The sequence below is a fragment of the Mitsuokella sp. oral taxon 131 str. W9106 genome, from assembly GCF_000469545.1.
Lineage (GTDB): Bacteria > Bacillota > Negativicutes > Selenomonadales > Selenomonadaceae > AWVT01.
Genome location: NZ_KI273055.1, coordinates 17,980 through 33,760, shown reverse-complemented (window position 1 = coordinate 33,760; position 15,781 = coordinate 17,980). Strand labels below are relative to the sequence as shown.

Here is a 15,781-nt window from a genome sequence, read left to right as displayed (position 1 = left end):
TCAAGCATCCTTCTTTTTTCTACCAAACAGGATCGAAATGATCATGCCTGCCACACCCGCCACGATCGCAACGTCTGCAACATTGAACACAGGCCAAACACAAAAATCAAAGTAGTCGATTACATAGCCAATCCGCAACCGATCAATTAGATTTCCGACCGCTCCTGCCGCGAGGGAAACGCAGCCATAATAAAGGAGCGGTGGCTCGCGGCGCAGTTTCGGATAAAAGCAAAAAAATGCAACGATTATCGCGATGGCCGTCAGCAAAAAAAACCATCGCTGATGTGCTAATATACCAAAAGCAGCGCCGGGGTTGAGCACATACGTAATATGAAAGACCGAGGCAATAACCGAAATACTCTCTCCCGGCAACATCGTTGTCTCAACATATAGCTTGACGCCCTGATCAAGAAAAAGAAGCGTGAAAAAAAGGATACAGGCCATGATTGTCGCCATCAAGATTCCTGAGTCCCTTCATCGTCTGTCTTCGTATTCGTTTCTTCCTGCCCATCCTTTTTCCCCGCGCCTTCCTCACTTTTTAGAGCCAGCGCGGAAGCAATGCTTTCATCGATGACCGAAAGTTCCCCTTCCATCGAATCCTTCAGTTTGCGAAGGTATTCCACGCGGTCTCGAATGATCTGATCGTAGGTGAGCGCCTTTTCTCTCGCTTGGGAAATGACCTCTTCCGCTTGCTGCTTGACGTAAAGCTCCGCTTCCTGGCGCATCGTATCACATTTTTGCGTCGTCGTCTCCATGAGTGCTTTGGACTCGTCCTTTGCTTTCCCTACGATTTCTTCTGATGTCTTCTGTGCGAGAAGCAATGTATCCCGCAAGCCCCGCTCCATCTTTTGGTATTCTTCGTTATCTTTGCTCGCACGTGCAAGGCGTTCCTTCAAATCATCATTTTCCCGAAAGAGCTTCTCGTAGTCGTTGACGACGCGATCAAGAAAATCATCAATCTCGTCCTCATCATAGCCGCGAAAGCTGCGTTTGAACTCCTTGTCATGTATGTCAAGCGGTGTCAGCATGATCAGGTCCCCTCCCTGCCTATAGCTATAGCAAGCAATTTCTCACTTCAGAAATAGCGTTTCAACAAGATGACCGTTCGTCCTTTTTTCGTCTTCCCACATATTTCCGCAACCTCAATACGACCGCGGCCGTGCATAGATAAAACATCACCTTCTTTGATGGCCGTTGAGGCACTCTTGACATGCTGCCAGTTCAGCCTCAACTTATCCGCTTCAATATCCGCCGCTGCACGGCTTCGCGAACATCCGTAGCCCGATGCAGCAATCGAATCAATGCGCAGTGACGCGACCGTCGCACGGATTTCCTTGCAACGCTCTTCTTTCGGCGTGATCGAGGAAAGAAGAGCCCGCTCGCACTGAACGCCGACCGAACCAACCTGCGTGAGATTCGCTAGGAGGTACTCTGCCATTTTTTCATCGCAGAGGATGCGCGCCGTATCTGCCGTCAGCAAAATATCGCCGAGACGGTCACGCTCCATTCCGAGTCCCATGAGTGCGCCAAGCACATCGCGATGACCAAGCCGCGCAAACTGCCCATTCCATGACACTGCGATACATGCAATGTCGTAATTCGTAGCAGTACCTGCAAAATCTTCATGCATGTACATCGCACGCGCACGTTCTGCACCATGATACCCACCGTCAAATGAAACGCGAATGCCGCCGTAATTTGCCGCAACCGTCTCCGCGATCTCCTGCCCAAACGGATCGAGGAACGGACTCAGGCGCGGCCTTTGCGTGCGCTGTACTGCTTCCGCTAGATCGACGAGTTGGGTCACAGCTTTCTCGCCTTCTGTGCCCTTATAGAAACGAAGCAACTTTTCTTTCTGTTCTGCCATATCGTATTTCCCATTTTTTATTTTCCAAGCTCTTCGGAACGCGCCGAAGCTGCAAGAACAGCATCCATGAGCGCACCACGCACACCACGTTGTTCCATGACGCGGACGCCAGCGATCGTTGTGCCCGCAGGGCTCGTTACGGCATCGCGAAGCACTTCCGGATGCGTTTCTGTTTCAAGCACCATTTTGGCTGCGCCAAAAATCGTCTGCGCCGCAAGCAAACGCGCTGTTTTTGCAGGCAGTCCCGCCGCAATCCCACCGCTTGCCAAGGCATCGATCATTAAAAAGGCAAACGCAGGGCCACTTCCAGAAAGCCCCGTCACGGCATCCATTGCAGACTCTTTTATCTCGACGACGCGTCCCGCACTAGAAAAGATCTGCTCTACGATCTCCCTGCATGGTGACGTCACATGCGTCCCGCACGAATACACGCTCATGCCCGCACCGACTGCAAGCGGCGTGTTTGGCATAATGCGAACGATGGGGTGACCTGAAAAGGCACGCTCCATCTCCTTAAGCGTCAGTCCGGCAACAATCGAAAGTACGAGTGCGTCACATCTGAGCCTGCCGCTCACCTCTGCAATCGCTTTCTGCGCTGCCTGTGGCTTGACTGCGAGCACGAGCACCGTCACATCATCGAGAAATGTATCCGCTCCTACGCAAGCGTGGATTCCATAACACTTGCAAAGCTCTTCTGTACGCGCCGCCTTATGATCGGAAACGTATATGGCCTCTGCCGGAATCACATCGCTCTTTCGTAAGCCGGCAATGATCGCCTCTGCCATTGCCCCGCCACCGATAAATCCGATTTTTGAGGAGGATGCCACGTTCCCGCCTCCTTACTTTTTAAGCCAAGGCATTTCTGTTGATACCTTGCGCTCTTCCTCCATGTAACTGACGTTGACATTGCTCGGTGCACAAAGGAATACATTGTTGCCAATCTTCTTGATCTCACCATTGAGCGCATACGTCGTACCGCTGATGAAATCAACGATCCGTTTCGCATCGGTCGCGTCCGTCTTCTCAAAATTGATGACAACCGGTTTCTTTTCGCGCAAGTCATTGGCGACCTGCTGTGCATCATCAAACGACTTCGGTTCAATAACCATGACCTTCATCTTTGCCATCGTCGTATTCTCACGCGCCGAAGCAGCCGACTGAAAATCGACAACCTTTCGCGGCGTTTCCTCATTGTTATCGTGATTCATGAACGCACTCTCTTCCTTCTTTTCGTATGCCTCTGTGTAGGAACGCGAGCGTTCCCTGCGTTCCTCTTCCTGCTCAAAAAAGGTTTCTTCTTCCGGCTCCATCAAGCCGACCTTGCTGAGCACTTTATCTACTATACGCATCGCTCTCACATCCCCTAATACTGCCGCGGCCCAAATATGGCCGTGCCAACGCGAACGAGATTCGCACCCTCTTCCACCGCAATCGCGTAATCGTGTGACATACCCATCGATAGATATTTTATATTCGCGTCATGGAAGGGAATTTCCTTCGTCTTCAGAAAGATTTCATACATTTCGCGAAAGAGTGGCCGACACTTCTCTACATCGTCATAATTTGGTGCAATGCACATGAGTCCAGCGAGATGCAGGTTTGGAAGTGCATCCACGACATCCAATAAGGAACGCAGGTCTTCCTTGTAGATGCCGGACTTGCTCTCCTCCTTCGCAAGATTCACTTGCACGAGAACATCCTGCCGCTTGCCGATTTTGCCCGCCTCTTTATCGATTGCACGTGCGAGATGTTCGGAATCGACGGAATGAATGAGGTCAAAGAGCGCGACTGCCACCCTTGCCTTGTTCGTCTGTAAATGACCGATCAGGTGCCATTTCACATTCCGTTCGAGCGTTCCAAACTTTTCCTTCGCTTCCTGAATCCGATTTTCGCCGATCTCCTCGATGCCAGCGTCGATTGCCTCGCGCATTGCCGTCACATCGTGATTCTTCGTCACAGCAATCAGTGTGACGGATGCATCCTTTGACACGCGTGCGCGCCGTTTTTTTGCCGCCTCAATCTCTGCCTCTACCGCCTGAAGTCGCTCTGCAATCATGGGATCCCTTCCTTTCCTGTCCGCTCATGATATATACGGATGCAATGCGATGACTGTTGCCATGCGGCCTGTCTTGCTGCCATCCGCACGGTAAGAATAAAACCACGCATGCTCGCAAGAAGTACACGTCTTGGCTTCCTCAATATTTGCACGCGGGACGCCTGTCTCCATAAGCTGAATGCGATTGGCTGCCCATAAGTCAAGGTGCTCTTCCGACCCGTGCATAGAAAATATCTCTTCTTCATATCCGGGAAAGGCTTCACGAAATGCCTGCGACACATCCTCGCGTACCGCATAGCAGCAAGCACCGATCGATGGGCCGATCCCAATGCGCAGCTTGCCTGGGTCCGTACCAAACTCCTTCTGCATGCGCTGAACTGTCTTTGCCGCAATCCGATTGACCGTTCCCTTCCAACCACCGTGTGCAATGCCGACGGCTTTATTTTCTGCATCGAAGAAAAGGATTGGCACACAGTCTGCAAAACAGAGCATAATGGGAAGCCCAGGTACATTCGTAATAAGCGCATCCGTCTTCGGCACGGCTTTTGCGTAAGCAAGCGCCCCGCGCCCAGCGTCTGCTTCCGTGACGCGCATAATATTCGTACCGTGCACCTGTTCCGGGGAAATGACGCATTCCGCCTTTAGATGGAGTGCCGACAAAAAGCGTCTCCGATTCTCCAAAACGTCCGCTTCTGTATCCCCTACATGAAGTCCCATGTTGAGTGCCTGCCATGGCTTTTTGCTTACGCCGCCGAGACGACACGAAAATCCATGTGTCGCAATATCCTCACCAAAATCCGTGAACTTGCCGCACCAAATATTTTGTCCCATGTGCTCCAATGCAAAACTCACACGAACACTTCCTTTCTGCTTGATTTCAGCAGACGCCACAGCGATGGCACCCGTCAAAGCATGCCGGCGTCGGCTTTAACGCCACTGCTCGTTTCAATTCACTGTAAAGATAGTCTCTTGTGACACCGACGTCAATCCGCTCCCAAGGAAATACTTCATCCTTTTCCCGCTCGCGATAGAGATATGCGTCCATATCGAGCCCCATGCTTTTCATCGCACGGCCAAATGACTTGCTACCCCCCGCTTCTGCTGCTGTAAGCAAGGCCTCGCCGACGCGACGGTCACCACGTGCAAGAACGCCTTGTATATACGCTTCCTTCGGCGATTCAATATGGACGATGATATGCTTGCGCTTGCGCAGGATCTGTGCCATGCGCTTCAAGTCGCGTTCAACCCGTTTTCGATGCGCCATCGGCTCCCATTGGAACGGTGTAAACGGCTTCGGAATAAAGGGGTTGACGCTGAGCGTCAGCGTCCCTTTGCTGCCGCGCTTCTCCATATAATCCTTGAGACGCCCGGCGAGATCGATGATCGCATCGATATCCTCCTCTGTCTCAAACGGAAGCCCAACCATGAGGTAGAGACGGAAGTGATGGATTCCCGCTGTAAGCCCCAAATCCATTGCATGAAAAAGATGCGGCTCTTCGATCCCCTTATTGATGACGGCGCGCATGCGCATACTCCCCGCTTCAGGAGCCATCGTCAGGGTCTTCAGCCCGCTTTCCGCAAGCGAATCAACGAGTTCCTTGGTGACAGAATCCGCGCGAAACGACGCTACCGACATCGAAAGCCCTTCGCCGAGGATATTCTTGCAAAGCGCATCGATCTCAGGATAGTCTGAAATGGCTGCTCCCATAAGCCCAATGCGCTTGCGATAAACGAGTGCCTCCTTGACCTGCCGTTCGATGACGGCGAGCGAACGATTGCGTGGGCGGCGAAAGCAGTAGCCCGCCATGCAGAATCGGCAGTGCCTGCCGCAACCACGCGCCGTCTCAATGAGGTAAAAATCAAACTCCGTGTGATCCGTTACGACAACTGTATGTGCTGGGAATGCGTCGAGATCCTGTACCCATTGGCGGCGGATAGCCGCCGGCGCCCCTGCAAGAGGCTCAATCGACTGAATCGTGCCTTTCTCTGTATAGTGATGGCAATAGAGCGAAGGAACATAAACACCAGGCACTGCCGCAAGGCAATGCAAAAGCGCTTCCCGTGATGTGCCACGGCGCCGTGCCTCCTGCACAGCGTCCATGAGCGCAGGCATGATGACCTCACCCTCACCGATGACAAAGGCATCAAAAATGGCAGAAAGCGGCTCCGGATTAAACGTTGGACACGGACCGCCCGCGATGAGGAGCGGATCGCGTTCATTGCGTTCGTCCGCTCTCGCCTTCACCTTGCCAAGTCTGAGCAATTTTACGATATTAAAATAGTCCATTTCAAACGAAACGGCAAAAGCCAGAATCGAAAACTCATAAAGCGGGGACTGTGTCTCCATGCTCATAATGGGCGTTCGCGTATTTTCATAGCGTTTCACGTCCTGCCGATCAGGAAGAAATACGCGCTCACACGCCGTATCGGCACGCTTGTTCAACAAATCGTAGATGATGTGGAACCCAAGATTCGACATGCCGACGTAATAGGAGTTCGGATAGACGAGCGCGACATGCGTTCGCGTTCCCTGCGGATAACGATAGTATCCCTGCTCTTTTCCAAGCTGCTCCTGAATCCTCTTTCTCAGCGCCCAATCCAAGGATCCATTCCCCCCTCGTTTGCCTTAGGCTCTATATCATAACTTGATGCCTTTTTCCGCTTGTGCCACTTTGTCCGCTTCGCATTTCTTCCGTGCCTGCAATTCTTTGAGCTCATCGAGAAAACCAGATACATCCGCAAACTTTCGATAGACCGATGCAAAGCGGATATAAGCGACGTCATCGAAATCCTTGAGTTTCTCCATGACGAGCTCACCGATTCGCTTGGATGGCACTTCCTGATCCATCGTATTGCGTATGTCGCGCTCCACCGCATTGGCGAGTGCTGCAATTCGCTCCATGGAAATGTCACGCTTGTCACAGGAACGAATGAGTCCATTGAGAATCTTATCTCGTTTGAACACTTCACGCCGTCCATCGTTTTTTACGACCATCAACGGCAATTTTTCGACAACCTCGTACGTCGTAAAGCGTTTGCCGCATGCATTGCATTCCCGGCGGCGGCGTATCGTCGCACCATCATCTGCTGCGCGCGAGTCCACGACGCGGCTGTCTGCTGTTTTACAATACGGACATCTCATGGCTGCACCTTCTTTCTGGGTTTCTGTCTTTTTCTTTTGGGATGCGTATCCGCTGGACGGACGAGGCACTTCGGCCCGTAGCCGATGAGATCCTCACGATGTGCAAGACGAAGTGCCTTTCGCACAATTTCACGATTTTGGGGAAGCCAATACTGCATAAGTGCTCGCTGCATGCCCTTTTCTTCATGGCTCTTAGCCGTGTATACATGCTCTCAAGCCCCGTGTAGTACATGCACGTCGCAAGCGTGCCAGGCGTGGGTATGAAGTCTTGCACCTGCTCAGGATGGTACCCCATCTCATGAAGGAACACCGCTAGCTCTACTGCATCTTCAAGCTCCGCACCAGGATGGCTCGAAAGAAAGTACGGCACGAGGTATTGTCTCTTGCCAAGCCGCGCATTGATAGACGCAAATCGTTTTACAAACGTCAAGTACGTCTTCTTGTTGGATTTGCCCATGAGCCTCGTCACGCGATCCGAAATATGTTCTGGCGCAATCTTGAGCTGGCCGCTGATATGGTGCCTGCATAGCTCTTCAAGAAACGGAAACCCCAGCCGAGGTTTGCCCAATCGCGAAAAATCGCGATCCGAGCGCCAATCTGGCTGGGGGATAATGCCGACTTTATAGCCGTGCGATTCGAGCACGCGACAGATAATCGCCGGACCAAAGCTCGGATGATCGACATAAGCATCACCGGACACAAAAACGAAGTCAAGTTGATCCAAGCCGCGCGCTTTCATATCAGCACGCGAGACGGGAAGAAACTCTTCCATCAATTATTGTCCGTCGAGAACGTCTTCTCAACGACCTCACCCATGCCGCCTGCCTTGCCCATGTCCTTTCCATTGACGGTAAATTGCACAGCACCGGCATTTCCTGCCGTGACAACGACGTGCTGCGTGCCTTTCCAATTCATCGTCTTGCCCTTTTCCGCCATTCCTTCAAATACAGTCTTTCCGTCGACCTTGACCTCCATCCAGCAGCGATCCGTAAACTTTGCCGTTACCTCGACGCCGTCAGAAGCTTTCTTTGCTGATTCTTCCTTTTTTGCAGCGACACGGTTCTTGTCTTGCGATGCGCTGCTCGGCGACGGACTTGTTTGCTTCGACTGCTCCGTACGCTGTGAAACCTGCCGCATCTGATCGGCATCCGGCGAGGCGCTTTCAAAGAAAAAGAATACGCCTCCCGCAATCACGATGATCACAAGGAGCACGACCAACACAAGCGCATTCTGTCGATGATGTGAATGATCCACGCGTTGACGCAGATCACTCGTCATCGGCGTTGCATCAAAGTGCACCGCTGCACGCTCCGGTTTTTCTGCTGGTGCGACATGCGTCGGCGTTCCAAGGGCAGAATCCTGCGCCGCAATATCGGGGTGATTCTCTTCCATGTATTCGTGTAGGAGCGCCGTCGCATCGAGCTGCAAAAAATTTGCATAATTTCGAATGAACCCTTTTGTGTAAACCTCTCCCGGCAACTGATCATACTTGCCTGCCTCAATGTTTTCTATATATAAAGAACGAATGCTCGTCCCTTTTTCGATATCTTTGATTGTCAGGTTTTGTCTCTCGCGTTCTGCACGCAGCTTGTCTCCTACCACTGCCATACCTCCTGAATAACACTCGCCTTGACATACGATTCCTAACTATTATACATGATTAAAGCTTTAAAAACAATTTTAGCAAGCACTTTTTCGTAAATTTAACGAAGATGATTTCATACAAAGACAACCCCTACGATACACCATCGCATCATCGAATGGATGAAACGATTTCCGTAAGCGTATGAAGGAATTGCACGACTTCCTCTTTCTGTGTCCATCTGCCAAGCGTAACGCGCAGCGCGCACGACGCTTCCTCCTCGCTCTGTCCGACTGCGAGAAGAACGTGTGACGGTTCAAGTGCCCCGGCACTGCAAGCACTTCCTGCCGACACAGCGAAACCTGCCATATCAAGTCGGATCAAGAGCGTATCATGGTGCATCCCACGAATGCCAAAGCTCACATTGCCGGGCAATCGATTTTCCCTGCTGCCATTCACCCATGCTCCATCCAACGCGAGAATCCCTTTTATGAGTGCTTCTCGCAGCTCGATTAGCCGAACGCGTTCCGTTTGCATTTCCTGCATGGCAATCTCCGCTGCGATGCCGAGGCCGACGATGCCGGCTGTATTTTCCGTTCCCGCGCGCCTATCGCGCTCCTGCGCACCGCCATGGATCAAGGCTTCCGCTGGGACACCACGCCTAAGATAGAGCACGCCGATGCCTTTTGGCCCATACAGCTTATGTGCAGAAAGGGAAAGCGCATCGATCTGCATTTTCTCCACGGAGATGGGAATATGCCCTGCCGCCTGCACTGCATCCGTATGGAAGGGAATCCCATGTGCGTGGCACCACGCACCAATCTTCGCGATTGGCTCAATCGTGCCGATTTCATTGTTCGCCGTCATCACGCTGACGAGCGATGCATTGTCTCCTGCAAGGCGTTCTAAATCCACCGTATGGACTTCTCCTGTCGGATCGACAGGCAGATAGAAAACTTCTGCCCCTTCCTTTTTCACTTGCGCGCATGCAGAAAGAATTGCTTGATGTTCAATCGGCGTCGTCACAATGCGGCATTTGCGACCGGATAAAAGCATCGTCCGCGCGATTCCCTTTACAATCCAGTTGTCGCTCTCACTGCCGCCGCTCGTAAAATAGACAGAATCGCTCGGCGCGCCGATGAGTGCTGCAACCTTTCGCCGTGCCTCTTCGACTGCCCTTCTTGCCGTTCGCCCAAACGAATAAAGGCTCGACGGATTGCCGAACGAATCCGAAAAAAAAGGCAACATCCCCTCGACGACGCGGGGATCGACCGGAGTTGTTGCTGCATAGTCAAGATAAACTGGTTTCATCGCGCACATCCGATATGTTTTGCCGCTGTGTCCGCACAAAGATCTGATAGTGTGATATTGTTGAGCACGCTGTTGATGCTTTCGCATACCTTTTCCCAAACGCTCCGCGTTACGCAGTCACAGGCCCTATCACAAGGCTGTTTTTCCGATTCCGCACTTGTGAGCAGGCAGTCGACGAGCGCGATCGGACCCTCTACCGCTTGAATAATATCTCCAATCGCGATATCCTTCGGATCACGTGCGAGCACATAGCCTCCCTGGGCTCCGCGAACGCTCCGCACGAGTCCAGCTCGGCGAAGCGGTGCCATAAGCTGCTCCAAATAATTTTCCGAAAGGCCCTGGCTTTGCGCGATACTCTTCAACGGCACAGCACCCTCCCCGCATCTTAACGCCAAATCGTAAAGGGCAGTCACGCTATACCTTCCCCTTGTTGATATCTTCATATCTCACCTCGTAAATCCGAGCATTCCATCCCTAGGTCAATATAACAGAATTCTGCTTATTCGTCCACTCTGTTTTCAAGTCGCTGTTTGTTCAGCATTTCTTTTTGCTATAAAAAGGAGAGCCATCCGTAACACACGGATAGCTCCTACGCCTTGATATTCATAAATGGTCGGAACGACGTGATTTGAACACGCGACCTCTTCCACCCCAAGGAAGCGCGCTACCAAGCTGCGCTACGTCCCGACAACGAATAGTATAGCCTAAGACGTTTTCCTTTGCAAGGGGCAAAAATATTTTTTTGCAACATTAACAGAGCGTATGCGAATCGTTAATTTCTGCACAACATATTTACAAGGAAATCCCTTTATGCTAAAATAGTCGCGTATCGGGGGCATAGCTCAGCTGGGAGAGCGCTTGCATGGCATGCAAGAGGTCAGGAGTTCGATCCTCCTTGTCTCCACCATAATACTGAATGGAAAAGGATGTTGCGTCGCAGCATTCTTTTTTTGTGGAAAATAATGTGTGCCAGCCAGCGCGCCTTATTGGGATCCCTGCATACACTTCCCTTCACTCGATTTCATTCATCCTGTCCATTTTTTTCCGTTCCAAGGCGAGCAGCCTTTCCTTGATCGGAAGCCCCCATGCGTATCCCGTCAGGGTTCCATTTGTCCCAATCACGCGATGACAGGGAACGACTATGCTTAAAGGATTTGCAGCGACCGCACCGCCTACTGCATGGTAAGCACCGGCTCTGCCAATCGCCTCCGCAAGCTTCTTGTACGTCGTCGTTTCCCCATAGGATACGTTTTCGAGCTCATGCCAAACTTTCATGCGAAACGGCGTTCCCTGCAAGCGATAGGGAAAAGAAAACTGCGTTCTCCTACCTGCAAGGTATTCGGATAATTCACCTGCCGTCTGATCCAAAAGTGCAGACGGCGCATTCGGCTCTTTGTTCAAAGCCTCTTTTTCAATATCGATGGAAATGACAGCACCGGACTCTTCTCCAATACGAAAAAAGCCAAATGAACACGGATATTCTGCATACTGTGCCAAAATTGCCTCCTCATCACATTTCTGATTCTTTTTGAAGTTCCAGAAGAGCGCCGGGATCAAATCCAATCTCATGAACGAAGTGATAAAGCTCCATATCTTTCAAAACGCCTTCGATCACACATTCCCGATCCCTGTAAAGATCAACCTCCTGCGGCGAGAAAAAAAGCTTCTTATCGCAATCGGCAAACAGAATGATGTCCGGCCGGTCCGTCTTGCCAAATACGACATTTTTGACGACGCCGTAGCCAAGTGAAGTTTTGAGGACCGTTCCCGTCGGATAAATCGCCACATTTTGAAAGAAGAGCCCCAGCAGTTCCTCGTCAAACTGCCCCTTTGAGCAATTCGCCATGATATTGTAAGCAATCGAAGGAATGTACGCTTTCTTGTAAGGACGACTGCTCGTCAGCGCATCGTAGACGTCTGCAATCGCACTAATGCGTCCAAAAATGTGAATCTCTTTTCCCTTGCGTCTGTCAGGGTAGCCCGTGCCATCCATGTGTTCGTGATGCTGCAATGCCACAATCGAAAGCACGTCCTTGTTTGGCAATTTCTTCATCGATTGAATTCGCTCGAACCCTGCACGTGGATGGCGTTTGATGACAGCAAACTCCTCGTCCGTCAGACGACTTGGTTTATTGAGTATTTCAATCGGAACAGATAATTTTCCGAGGTCATGCATGAGCGTACTTAGCGTCAGATCAGAGATCTCTTCCTGCTTCATGCCGACAAGCACTGCAATGAGCGCGGATAACATCGCCACATTGACACTATGTGCAAACGTATACATATCATGCGTACGAATATCCGTGAGTTGGACGAGGTTTTTGCGCCGCTCCAAAATATCCTTGACAATTGCGGAAGATGCTTTCATGAGCGGCTCGACATCGAATGTTCCTTTTTTTGCCACTTGCTGAAATATGTCGTAAACGCGTTTTACAGCAAGAACGCGCGTTTTTTCCTCAAGGACATCTTCCGGAGGCGCGATCCTGTCACGCGGATCCATGCTGGTTACCGTAACACTAGCTATACCTAAATCATGCAATTTTTGAATATACGACTCCGTCAAGGAAACACCCTTGCTCAAAAAACTGCCGCCACTCCCATTATAAATTCCCTGTGTCATAACCATTCCCGGCTTGAGTCGCTTCAATGGCAGTTGAATCATCTTCAACCCTCCGTTATCGATACTGATAATGAAACAAGCTATTTCAGCTATTCTTGTACCTTATCCATCATTTCGTCCAGCACAAACGGCTAAACGCATACATTTCCTTTTACGGCTTCCGCAGCTCCCATCACGCCCAGGACAGCATGTTCGAACGTAAGGCCGCCCTGCAGATAAACATTATACGGCGCGCGCAGCGGCCCATCTGCACTGAGTTCGATGGATGCCCCCTGCACAAAAGTGCCTGCTGCCATAATGATTTGATCCGTATATCCTGGCATATCCCAAGGCTCTGGTGCTGCAAAAGAATCGACCGGCGAATAGTGCTGAATGCCGCTGCAGAACGCAATGAGTTTTTCCGCAGAACCGAGTTCAATTGCCTGTATGATATCACCGCGCACTTCGTTTGGAAGCGGACGTGTCTTATAGCCAAGCCGCGAAAATACGCCCGCTGCGAAAATGGCACCCTTGATTGCCTGTGCAACGATATGCGGCGCAAGGAAGAATCCCTGAAAAAGCAAGCGGTTATTTGCGAGGCTTGCGCCGAGCTCATCCCCCATGCCTGGTGCTGTGAGGCGATATGAAGCAAGCTCGACAAGATCTGCACGCCCTGCGATATAACCGCCTGTCGGCGCAATTCCGCCACCGGGATTCTTGATGAGTGACCCCGCCATGATATCTGCCCCCGCCTGCGTCGGCTCAGCCACGTCAACAAATTCACCATAACAGTTATCGATAAAACAAATACATTTTGGATTCACACGATGCACTTCTTCCGTAATCGCACGAATGGCATCGATTGAAAGCGGGCTTCTCATGCTGTACCCGCGCGAACGTTGGATCGCAGCGACTTTTGTTCGCTTCGTCACAACGCGCTGGATCCCGGCAATATCCACTTTTCCATTGACCATCGGAAGCTCGTTGTACGAGACACCAAATTCTTTGAGTGATCCCTTGCTCGGATGCTCGTAGCCAATGACCGTCTGCATCGTGTCATAAGGCTTTCCCGTCAGTGAGACAAGCGCATCACCTGGACGAAGGATGCCGAAAAGCACCGTCGCAAGCGCATGCGTCCCCGAAACGAACTGCGTGCGAACAAGTGCGCGCTCCGCTCCAAATACCTTCGCGTACAGGTCTTCGAGTTTCGTGCGGCCTATATCGTCGTAAGCGTAGCCTGAAGTCGTATTGAAGTGCGCATCCGACACGCGGCATTCGCGCATCGCATCAAGGACTTTGAGCGTATTCCGTTCTGCAATTTCCTCGATATATGCAAACTGCATCTTGGATGATTCGAGGACTTCTTTCTTGATCGCCAATAGTTCTTTTGAAAACACATCTCTCTCCTATCCTTTATCTCGTTCATTTCGCGCACATTCATAAGCACGAAATTGCTCTCGTGCAGAAAGCGGGATATGCGCGCATACACGCGTTCCTTGCTCACAGTACGCCGTATCGCGAACGGCGTGCAGCGCATGGAGCGCGGCGATTGCCGCCCCATCCGCATAGGGAATGAGCAGCGTCAAATTGACGTAGCTCTCGCGGAAAAAAGCTTCGATATGTGCGATGAGCCCATCTAGGTTCTCGCCTTTCTCCGCCGCGATGCAAACGCCATCCCGATTGTGCAGGAACGTCTCTGTACGTGTCCTTTCTTCGAGACAGTCCATCTTGTTCCAAACGTAGAGCGTCGGCTTATTCTCTGCATGAAGCTCCGTAAGAACGTGGACAACGGACTCGATCTGTTGCTCCACATTCTCATCACTCGCATCAACGACGTGAAGCAAGAGATCCGCTTCCTGCACTTCCTCAAGCGTCGCTCGAAAAGCCGTCACGAGCGTATGCGGCAGCTTTTGAATAAAGCCGACCGTATCGGTCAGCAAAATTTCTTGGCCGCTCGGCAATACCAGCTTGCGCGTCGTTGGGTCAAGCGTCGCAAAGAGCTTGTCTTCTGCCATGACAGCCGCGTTTGTCAGCTTGTTGAGAAGCGTTGATTTTCCCGCATTCGTATAGCCGACGAGTGCAACGAGCGGAATGCGCGCCTCCTTGCGTCCTTTCCGACGAAGCGTGCGGTTGCGCTTCAGGCGATCAATCTGCTGTTCGATATCGTGGATGCGCGAGCGAATCCTCCTGCGATCCATTTCGAGCTTCGTCTCGCCAGGCCCACGCGTCCCGATGCCACCGCCGAGTCGTGAGAGCGCCAGTCCCTGCCCGCCGAGACGTGGCAAATGATAACGAAGCTGTGCGAGCTCAACCTGCATCTTGCCCTCGCTCGAACGTGCACGCTGTGCAAAAATGTCGAGAATGAGTGCGGTGCGGTCAATGACCTTGAGTCCAAGCGTCCGTTCCAAATTGCGCTGCTGCGACGGCGTGAGCTCATCGTCGACGATAAGAAGCGTCGCGTCCTGATCCTGCGCCTCCATCGCGATCTCGGAAACTTTGCCTTTCCCTAGAAACAGCATGGCATCCGGTTTCTCCTTGCGCTGTACGCATTGTCCGACGACAATGGTTCCTGCCGTATCGGCAAGGCGAGCAAGCTCTTCCATCGAAGCCTCATGGCTCCACGAGCCATTCCCCGACCATGCAACGCCTGCCAAGATTGCGCGCTCGACTTCCTCCTCTGTTCCCTTCGCCCGCGAAGCATGAAGCCTGCGATTGACTATTGCGATAAGCCACGTCAGATTGACGCCATGGAGCACATCATCACACACCGGCCCCATCTGTCCGAGCGCCAACTTCCCATCTTCTTCGGAATTCCCCGTTAGGAAGCCCATGGACCCGACGATATCCTTGCCGTCTCTTCCGATCGCTGCCATGCAGTCAAAGCGCAGGCGGCGAAGCGAGGATAAGTCTGGCGAACTTAGCCGCGTATCACCGCTTGGATGCGTATGGATGCAGCGAATACCGGAAAGACTGCTTGCAGAGCGTGCCTTTACCTTGGGGAGATCGACCGTTCCCACATCCCCAATGGAAACCTGAACAATGCTTCCCGCGCGATTCACATAGACGGCGACCTCGCGATCAAGGAGATCCGTCACCGCAAGCATCGCCTCGTTGAGTTCACGCGTCGAAATCTGATCCGTCGGAACAGAAAGCGCATAGAGCGCTTCGATCGCTTCAAGGACACTCGCCTTGACATTTGCCAAATCACCATGTATTTTCATCGC

16 protein-coding genes, 2 tRNA genes and 2 pseudogenes are annotated in these 15,781 nt (G+C 51.9%); 1 reads left to right on the top strand and 19 read right to left on the bottom strand.

Going from position 1 to position 15,781, the window contains the following annotated elements:
• The 15 genes and pseudogenes from lspA to HMPREF1985_RS02530 form a co-directional block, all read right to left on the bottom strand.
• Positions 1–456 carry a signal peptidase II gene (lspA, locus tag HMPREF1985_RS02595; RefSeq protein WP_021770891.1) on the bottom strand — a complete coding sequence of 152 codons (456 nt, stop codon included), beginning with the start codon at positions 454–456 and terminating at the stop codon, positions 1–3.
• A complete protein-coding gene (locus tag HMPREF1985_RS02590) occupies positions 456–1,028 on the bottom strand; it encodes a DivIVA domain-containing protein (RefSeq protein ID WP_021770890.1) in 573 nt (190 codons plus the stop codon). The genes lspA and HMPREF1985_RS02590 overlap by 1 nt, the downstream gene beginning before the upstream one ends.
• Positions 1,029–1,075: 47 nt before the next feature.
• Positions 1,076–1,867, bottom strand: a complete 792-nt coding sequence (locus HMPREF1985_RS02585) for a YlmH family RNA-binding protein (RefSeq protein WP_021770889.1) — start codon at positions 1,865–1,867, stop codon at positions 1,076–1,078.
• A 17-nt stretch (positions 1,868–1,884) separates the two neighbouring features.
• Complete coding sequence (proC, locus tag HMPREF1985_RS02580) at positions 1,885–2,694, bottom strand: pyrroline-5-carboxylate reductase (RefSeq protein ID WP_040636851.1); 810 nt, start codon at positions 2,692–2,694, stop codon at positions 1,885–1,887.
• Between the two features lie 12 nt (positions 2,695–2,706).
• Positions 2,707–3,216, bottom strand: coding sequence for a cell division protein SepF (locus tag HMPREF1985_RS02575; protein ID WP_021770887.1), 510 nt, complete (start codon positions 3,214–3,216; stop codon positions 2,707–2,709).
• A gap of 14 nt (positions 3,217–3,230) precedes the next feature.
• Positions 3,231–3,923 carry a YggS family pyridoxal phosphate-dependent enzyme gene (locus HMPREF1985_RS02570; protein ID WP_021770886.1) on the bottom strand — a complete coding sequence of 231 codons (693 nt, stop codon included), beginning with the start codon at positions 3,921–3,923 and terminating at the stop codon, positions 3,231–3,233.
• Between the two features lie 24 nt (positions 3,924–3,947).
• Positions 3,948–4,775: a peptidoglycan editing factor PgeF gene (gene pgeF / locus HMPREF1985_RS02565; protein WP_040636850.1), complete on the bottom strand. Its 828-nt coding sequence runs from the start codon at positions 4,773–4,775 to the stop codon at positions 3,948–3,950.
• Between the two features lie 25 nt (positions 4,776–4,800).
• Positions 4,801–6,525: a TIGR03960 family B12-binding radical SAM protein gene (locus tag HMPREF1985_RS02560; protein WP_021770884.1), complete on the bottom strand. Its 1,725-nt coding sequence runs from the start codon at positions 6,523–6,525 to the stop codon at positions 4,801–4,803.
• A 36-nt stretch (positions 6,526–6,561) separates the two neighbouring features.
• The gene (nrdR, locus tag HMPREF1985_RS02555; RefSeq protein ID WP_040636848.1) at positions 6,562–7,065 is read right to left on the bottom strand and encodes a transcriptional regulator NrdR; all 504 of its coding nucleotides are present in this window, start codon (positions 7,063–7,065) and stop codon (positions 6,562–6,564) included.
• Positions 7,062–7,606 (bottom strand): annotated as a pseudogene (locus HMPREF1985_RS11790) (DUF3362 domain-containing protein); the annotation flags it as partial. The gene nrdR and the pseudogene HMPREF1985_RS11790, both read right to left, overlap by 4 nt.
• 15 nt (positions 7,607–7,621) lie before the next feature.
• Positions 7,622–7,837 (bottom strand): annotated as a pseudogene (locus tag HMPREF1985_RS11785) (YgiQ family radical SAM protein); the annotation flags it as partial.
• Positions 7,837–8,673, bottom strand: a complete 837-nt coding sequence (locus HMPREF1985_RS02545; protein WP_021770881.1) for a helix-turn-helix domain-containing protein — start codon at positions 8,671–8,673, stop codon at positions 7,837–7,839. The gene HMPREF1985_RS02545 and the pseudogene HMPREF1985_RS11785, both read right to left, overlap by 1 nt.
• A gap of 145 nt (positions 8,674–8,818) precedes the next feature.
• Positions 8,819–9,958, bottom strand: coding sequence for a cysteine desulfurase family protein (locus HMPREF1985_RS02540; RefSeq protein WP_021770880.1), 1,140 nt, complete (start codon positions 9,956–9,958; stop codon positions 8,819–8,821).
• A complete protein-coding gene (locus HMPREF1985_RS02535; protein ID WP_021770879.1) occupies positions 9,955–10,401 on the bottom strand; it encodes an RrF2 family transcriptional regulator in 447 nt (148 codons plus the stop codon). Before HMPREF1985_RS02535 ends, HMPREF1985_RS02540 begins: the two co-directional genes overlap by 4 nt.
• A gap of 167 nt (positions 10,402–10,568) precedes the next feature.
• Positions 10,569–10,645: transfer RNA gene (locus tag HMPREF1985_RS02530), tRNA-Pro, on the bottom strand.
• 144 nt (positions 10,646–10,789) lie between these two features.
• On the opposite strand from HMPREF1985_RS02530, the gene HMPREF1985_RS02525 reads away from it, so the two are divergent.
• Positions 10,790–10,865: transfer RNA gene (locus tag HMPREF1985_RS02525), tRNA-Ala, on the top strand.
• Between the two features lie 104 nt (positions 10,866–10,969).
• On the opposite strand, the gene HMPREF1985_RS02520 is transcribed toward HMPREF1985_RS02525, so the two are convergent.
• The 4 genes from HMPREF1985_RS02520 to hflX form a co-directional block, all read right to left on the bottom strand.
• On the bottom strand, positions 10,970–11,455 hold the full coding sequence (locus HMPREF1985_RS02520) for a methylated-DNA--[protein]-cysteine S-methyltransferase (protein WP_040636845.1): 486 nt from the start codon (positions 11,453–11,455) through the stop codon (positions 10,970–10,972).
• A gap of 13 nt (positions 11,456–11,468) precedes the next feature.
• Complete coding sequence (locus tag HMPREF1985_RS02515; protein ID WP_021770877.1) at positions 11,469–12,620, bottom strand: HD-GYP domain-containing protein; 1,152 nt, start codon at positions 12,618–12,620, stop codon at positions 11,469–11,471.
• An 89-nt stretch (positions 12,621–12,709) separates the two neighbouring features.
• Entirely contained in the window at positions 12,710–13,954 is a 1,245-nt protein-coding gene (locus HMPREF1985_RS02510) for a methionine gamma-lyase family protein (protein ID WP_021770876.1), read from the bottom strand.
• Positions 13,955–13,963: 9 nt separating this feature from the next.
• Entirely contained in the window at positions 13,964–15,778 is a 1,815-nt protein-coding gene (hflX, locus tag HMPREF1985_RS02505) for a GTPase HflX (RefSeq protein ID WP_021770875.1), read from the bottom strand.
• Between the last annotated feature and the right edge of the window lie 3 nt (positions 15,779–15,781).

Excerpts from the sequence above, each read along its gene's own strand:
- lspA (WP_021770891.1), bottom strand. The coding sequence starts at position 456 with ATGGCGACAATCATGGCCTGTATCCTTTTTTTCACGCTTCTTTTTCTT.
- HMPREF1985_RS02590 (WP_021770890.1), bottom strand. The coding sequence starts at position 1,028 with ATGCTGACACCGCTTGACATACATGACAAGGAGTTCAAACGCAGCTTT.
- HMPREF1985_RS02585 (WP_021770889.1), bottom strand. The coding sequence starts at position 1,867 with ATGGCAGAACAGAAAGAAAAGTTGCTTCGTTTCTATAAGGGCACAGAA.
- HMPREF1985_RS02575 (WP_021770887.1), bottom strand. The coding sequence starts at position 3,216 with ATGCGTATAGTAGATAAAGTGCTCAGCAAGGTCGGCTTGATGGAGCCG.
- HMPREF1985_RS02570 (WP_021770886.1), bottom strand. The coding sequence starts at position 3,923 with ATGATTGCAGAGCGACTTCAGGCGGTAGAGGCAGAGATTGAGGCGGCA.
- nrdR (WP_040636848.1), bottom strand. The coding sequence starts at position 7,065 with ATGAGATGTCCGTATTGTAAAACAGCAGACAGCCGCGTCGTGGACTCG.
- HMPREF1985_RS02545 (WP_021770881.1), bottom strand. The coding sequence starts at position 8,673 with ATGGCAGTGGTAGGAGACAAGCTGCGTGCAGAACGCGAGAGACAAAAC.
- HMPREF1985_RS02540 (WP_021770880.1), bottom strand. The coding sequence starts at position 9,958 with ATGAAACCAGTTTATCTTGACTATGCAGCAACAACTCCGGTCGATCCC.
- HMPREF1985_RS02535 (WP_021770879.1), bottom strand. The coding sequence starts at position 10,401 with ATGAAGATATCAACAAGGGGAAGGTATAGCGTGACTGCCCTTTACGAT.
- HMPREF1985_RS02515 (WP_021770877.1), bottom strand. The coding sequence starts at position 12,620 with ATGATTCAACTGCCATTGAAGCGACTCAAGCCGGGAATGGTTATGACA.
- hflX (WP_021770875.1), bottom strand. The coding sequence starts at position 15,778 with ATGAAAATACATGGTGATTTGGCAAATGTCAAGGCGAGTGTCCTTGAA.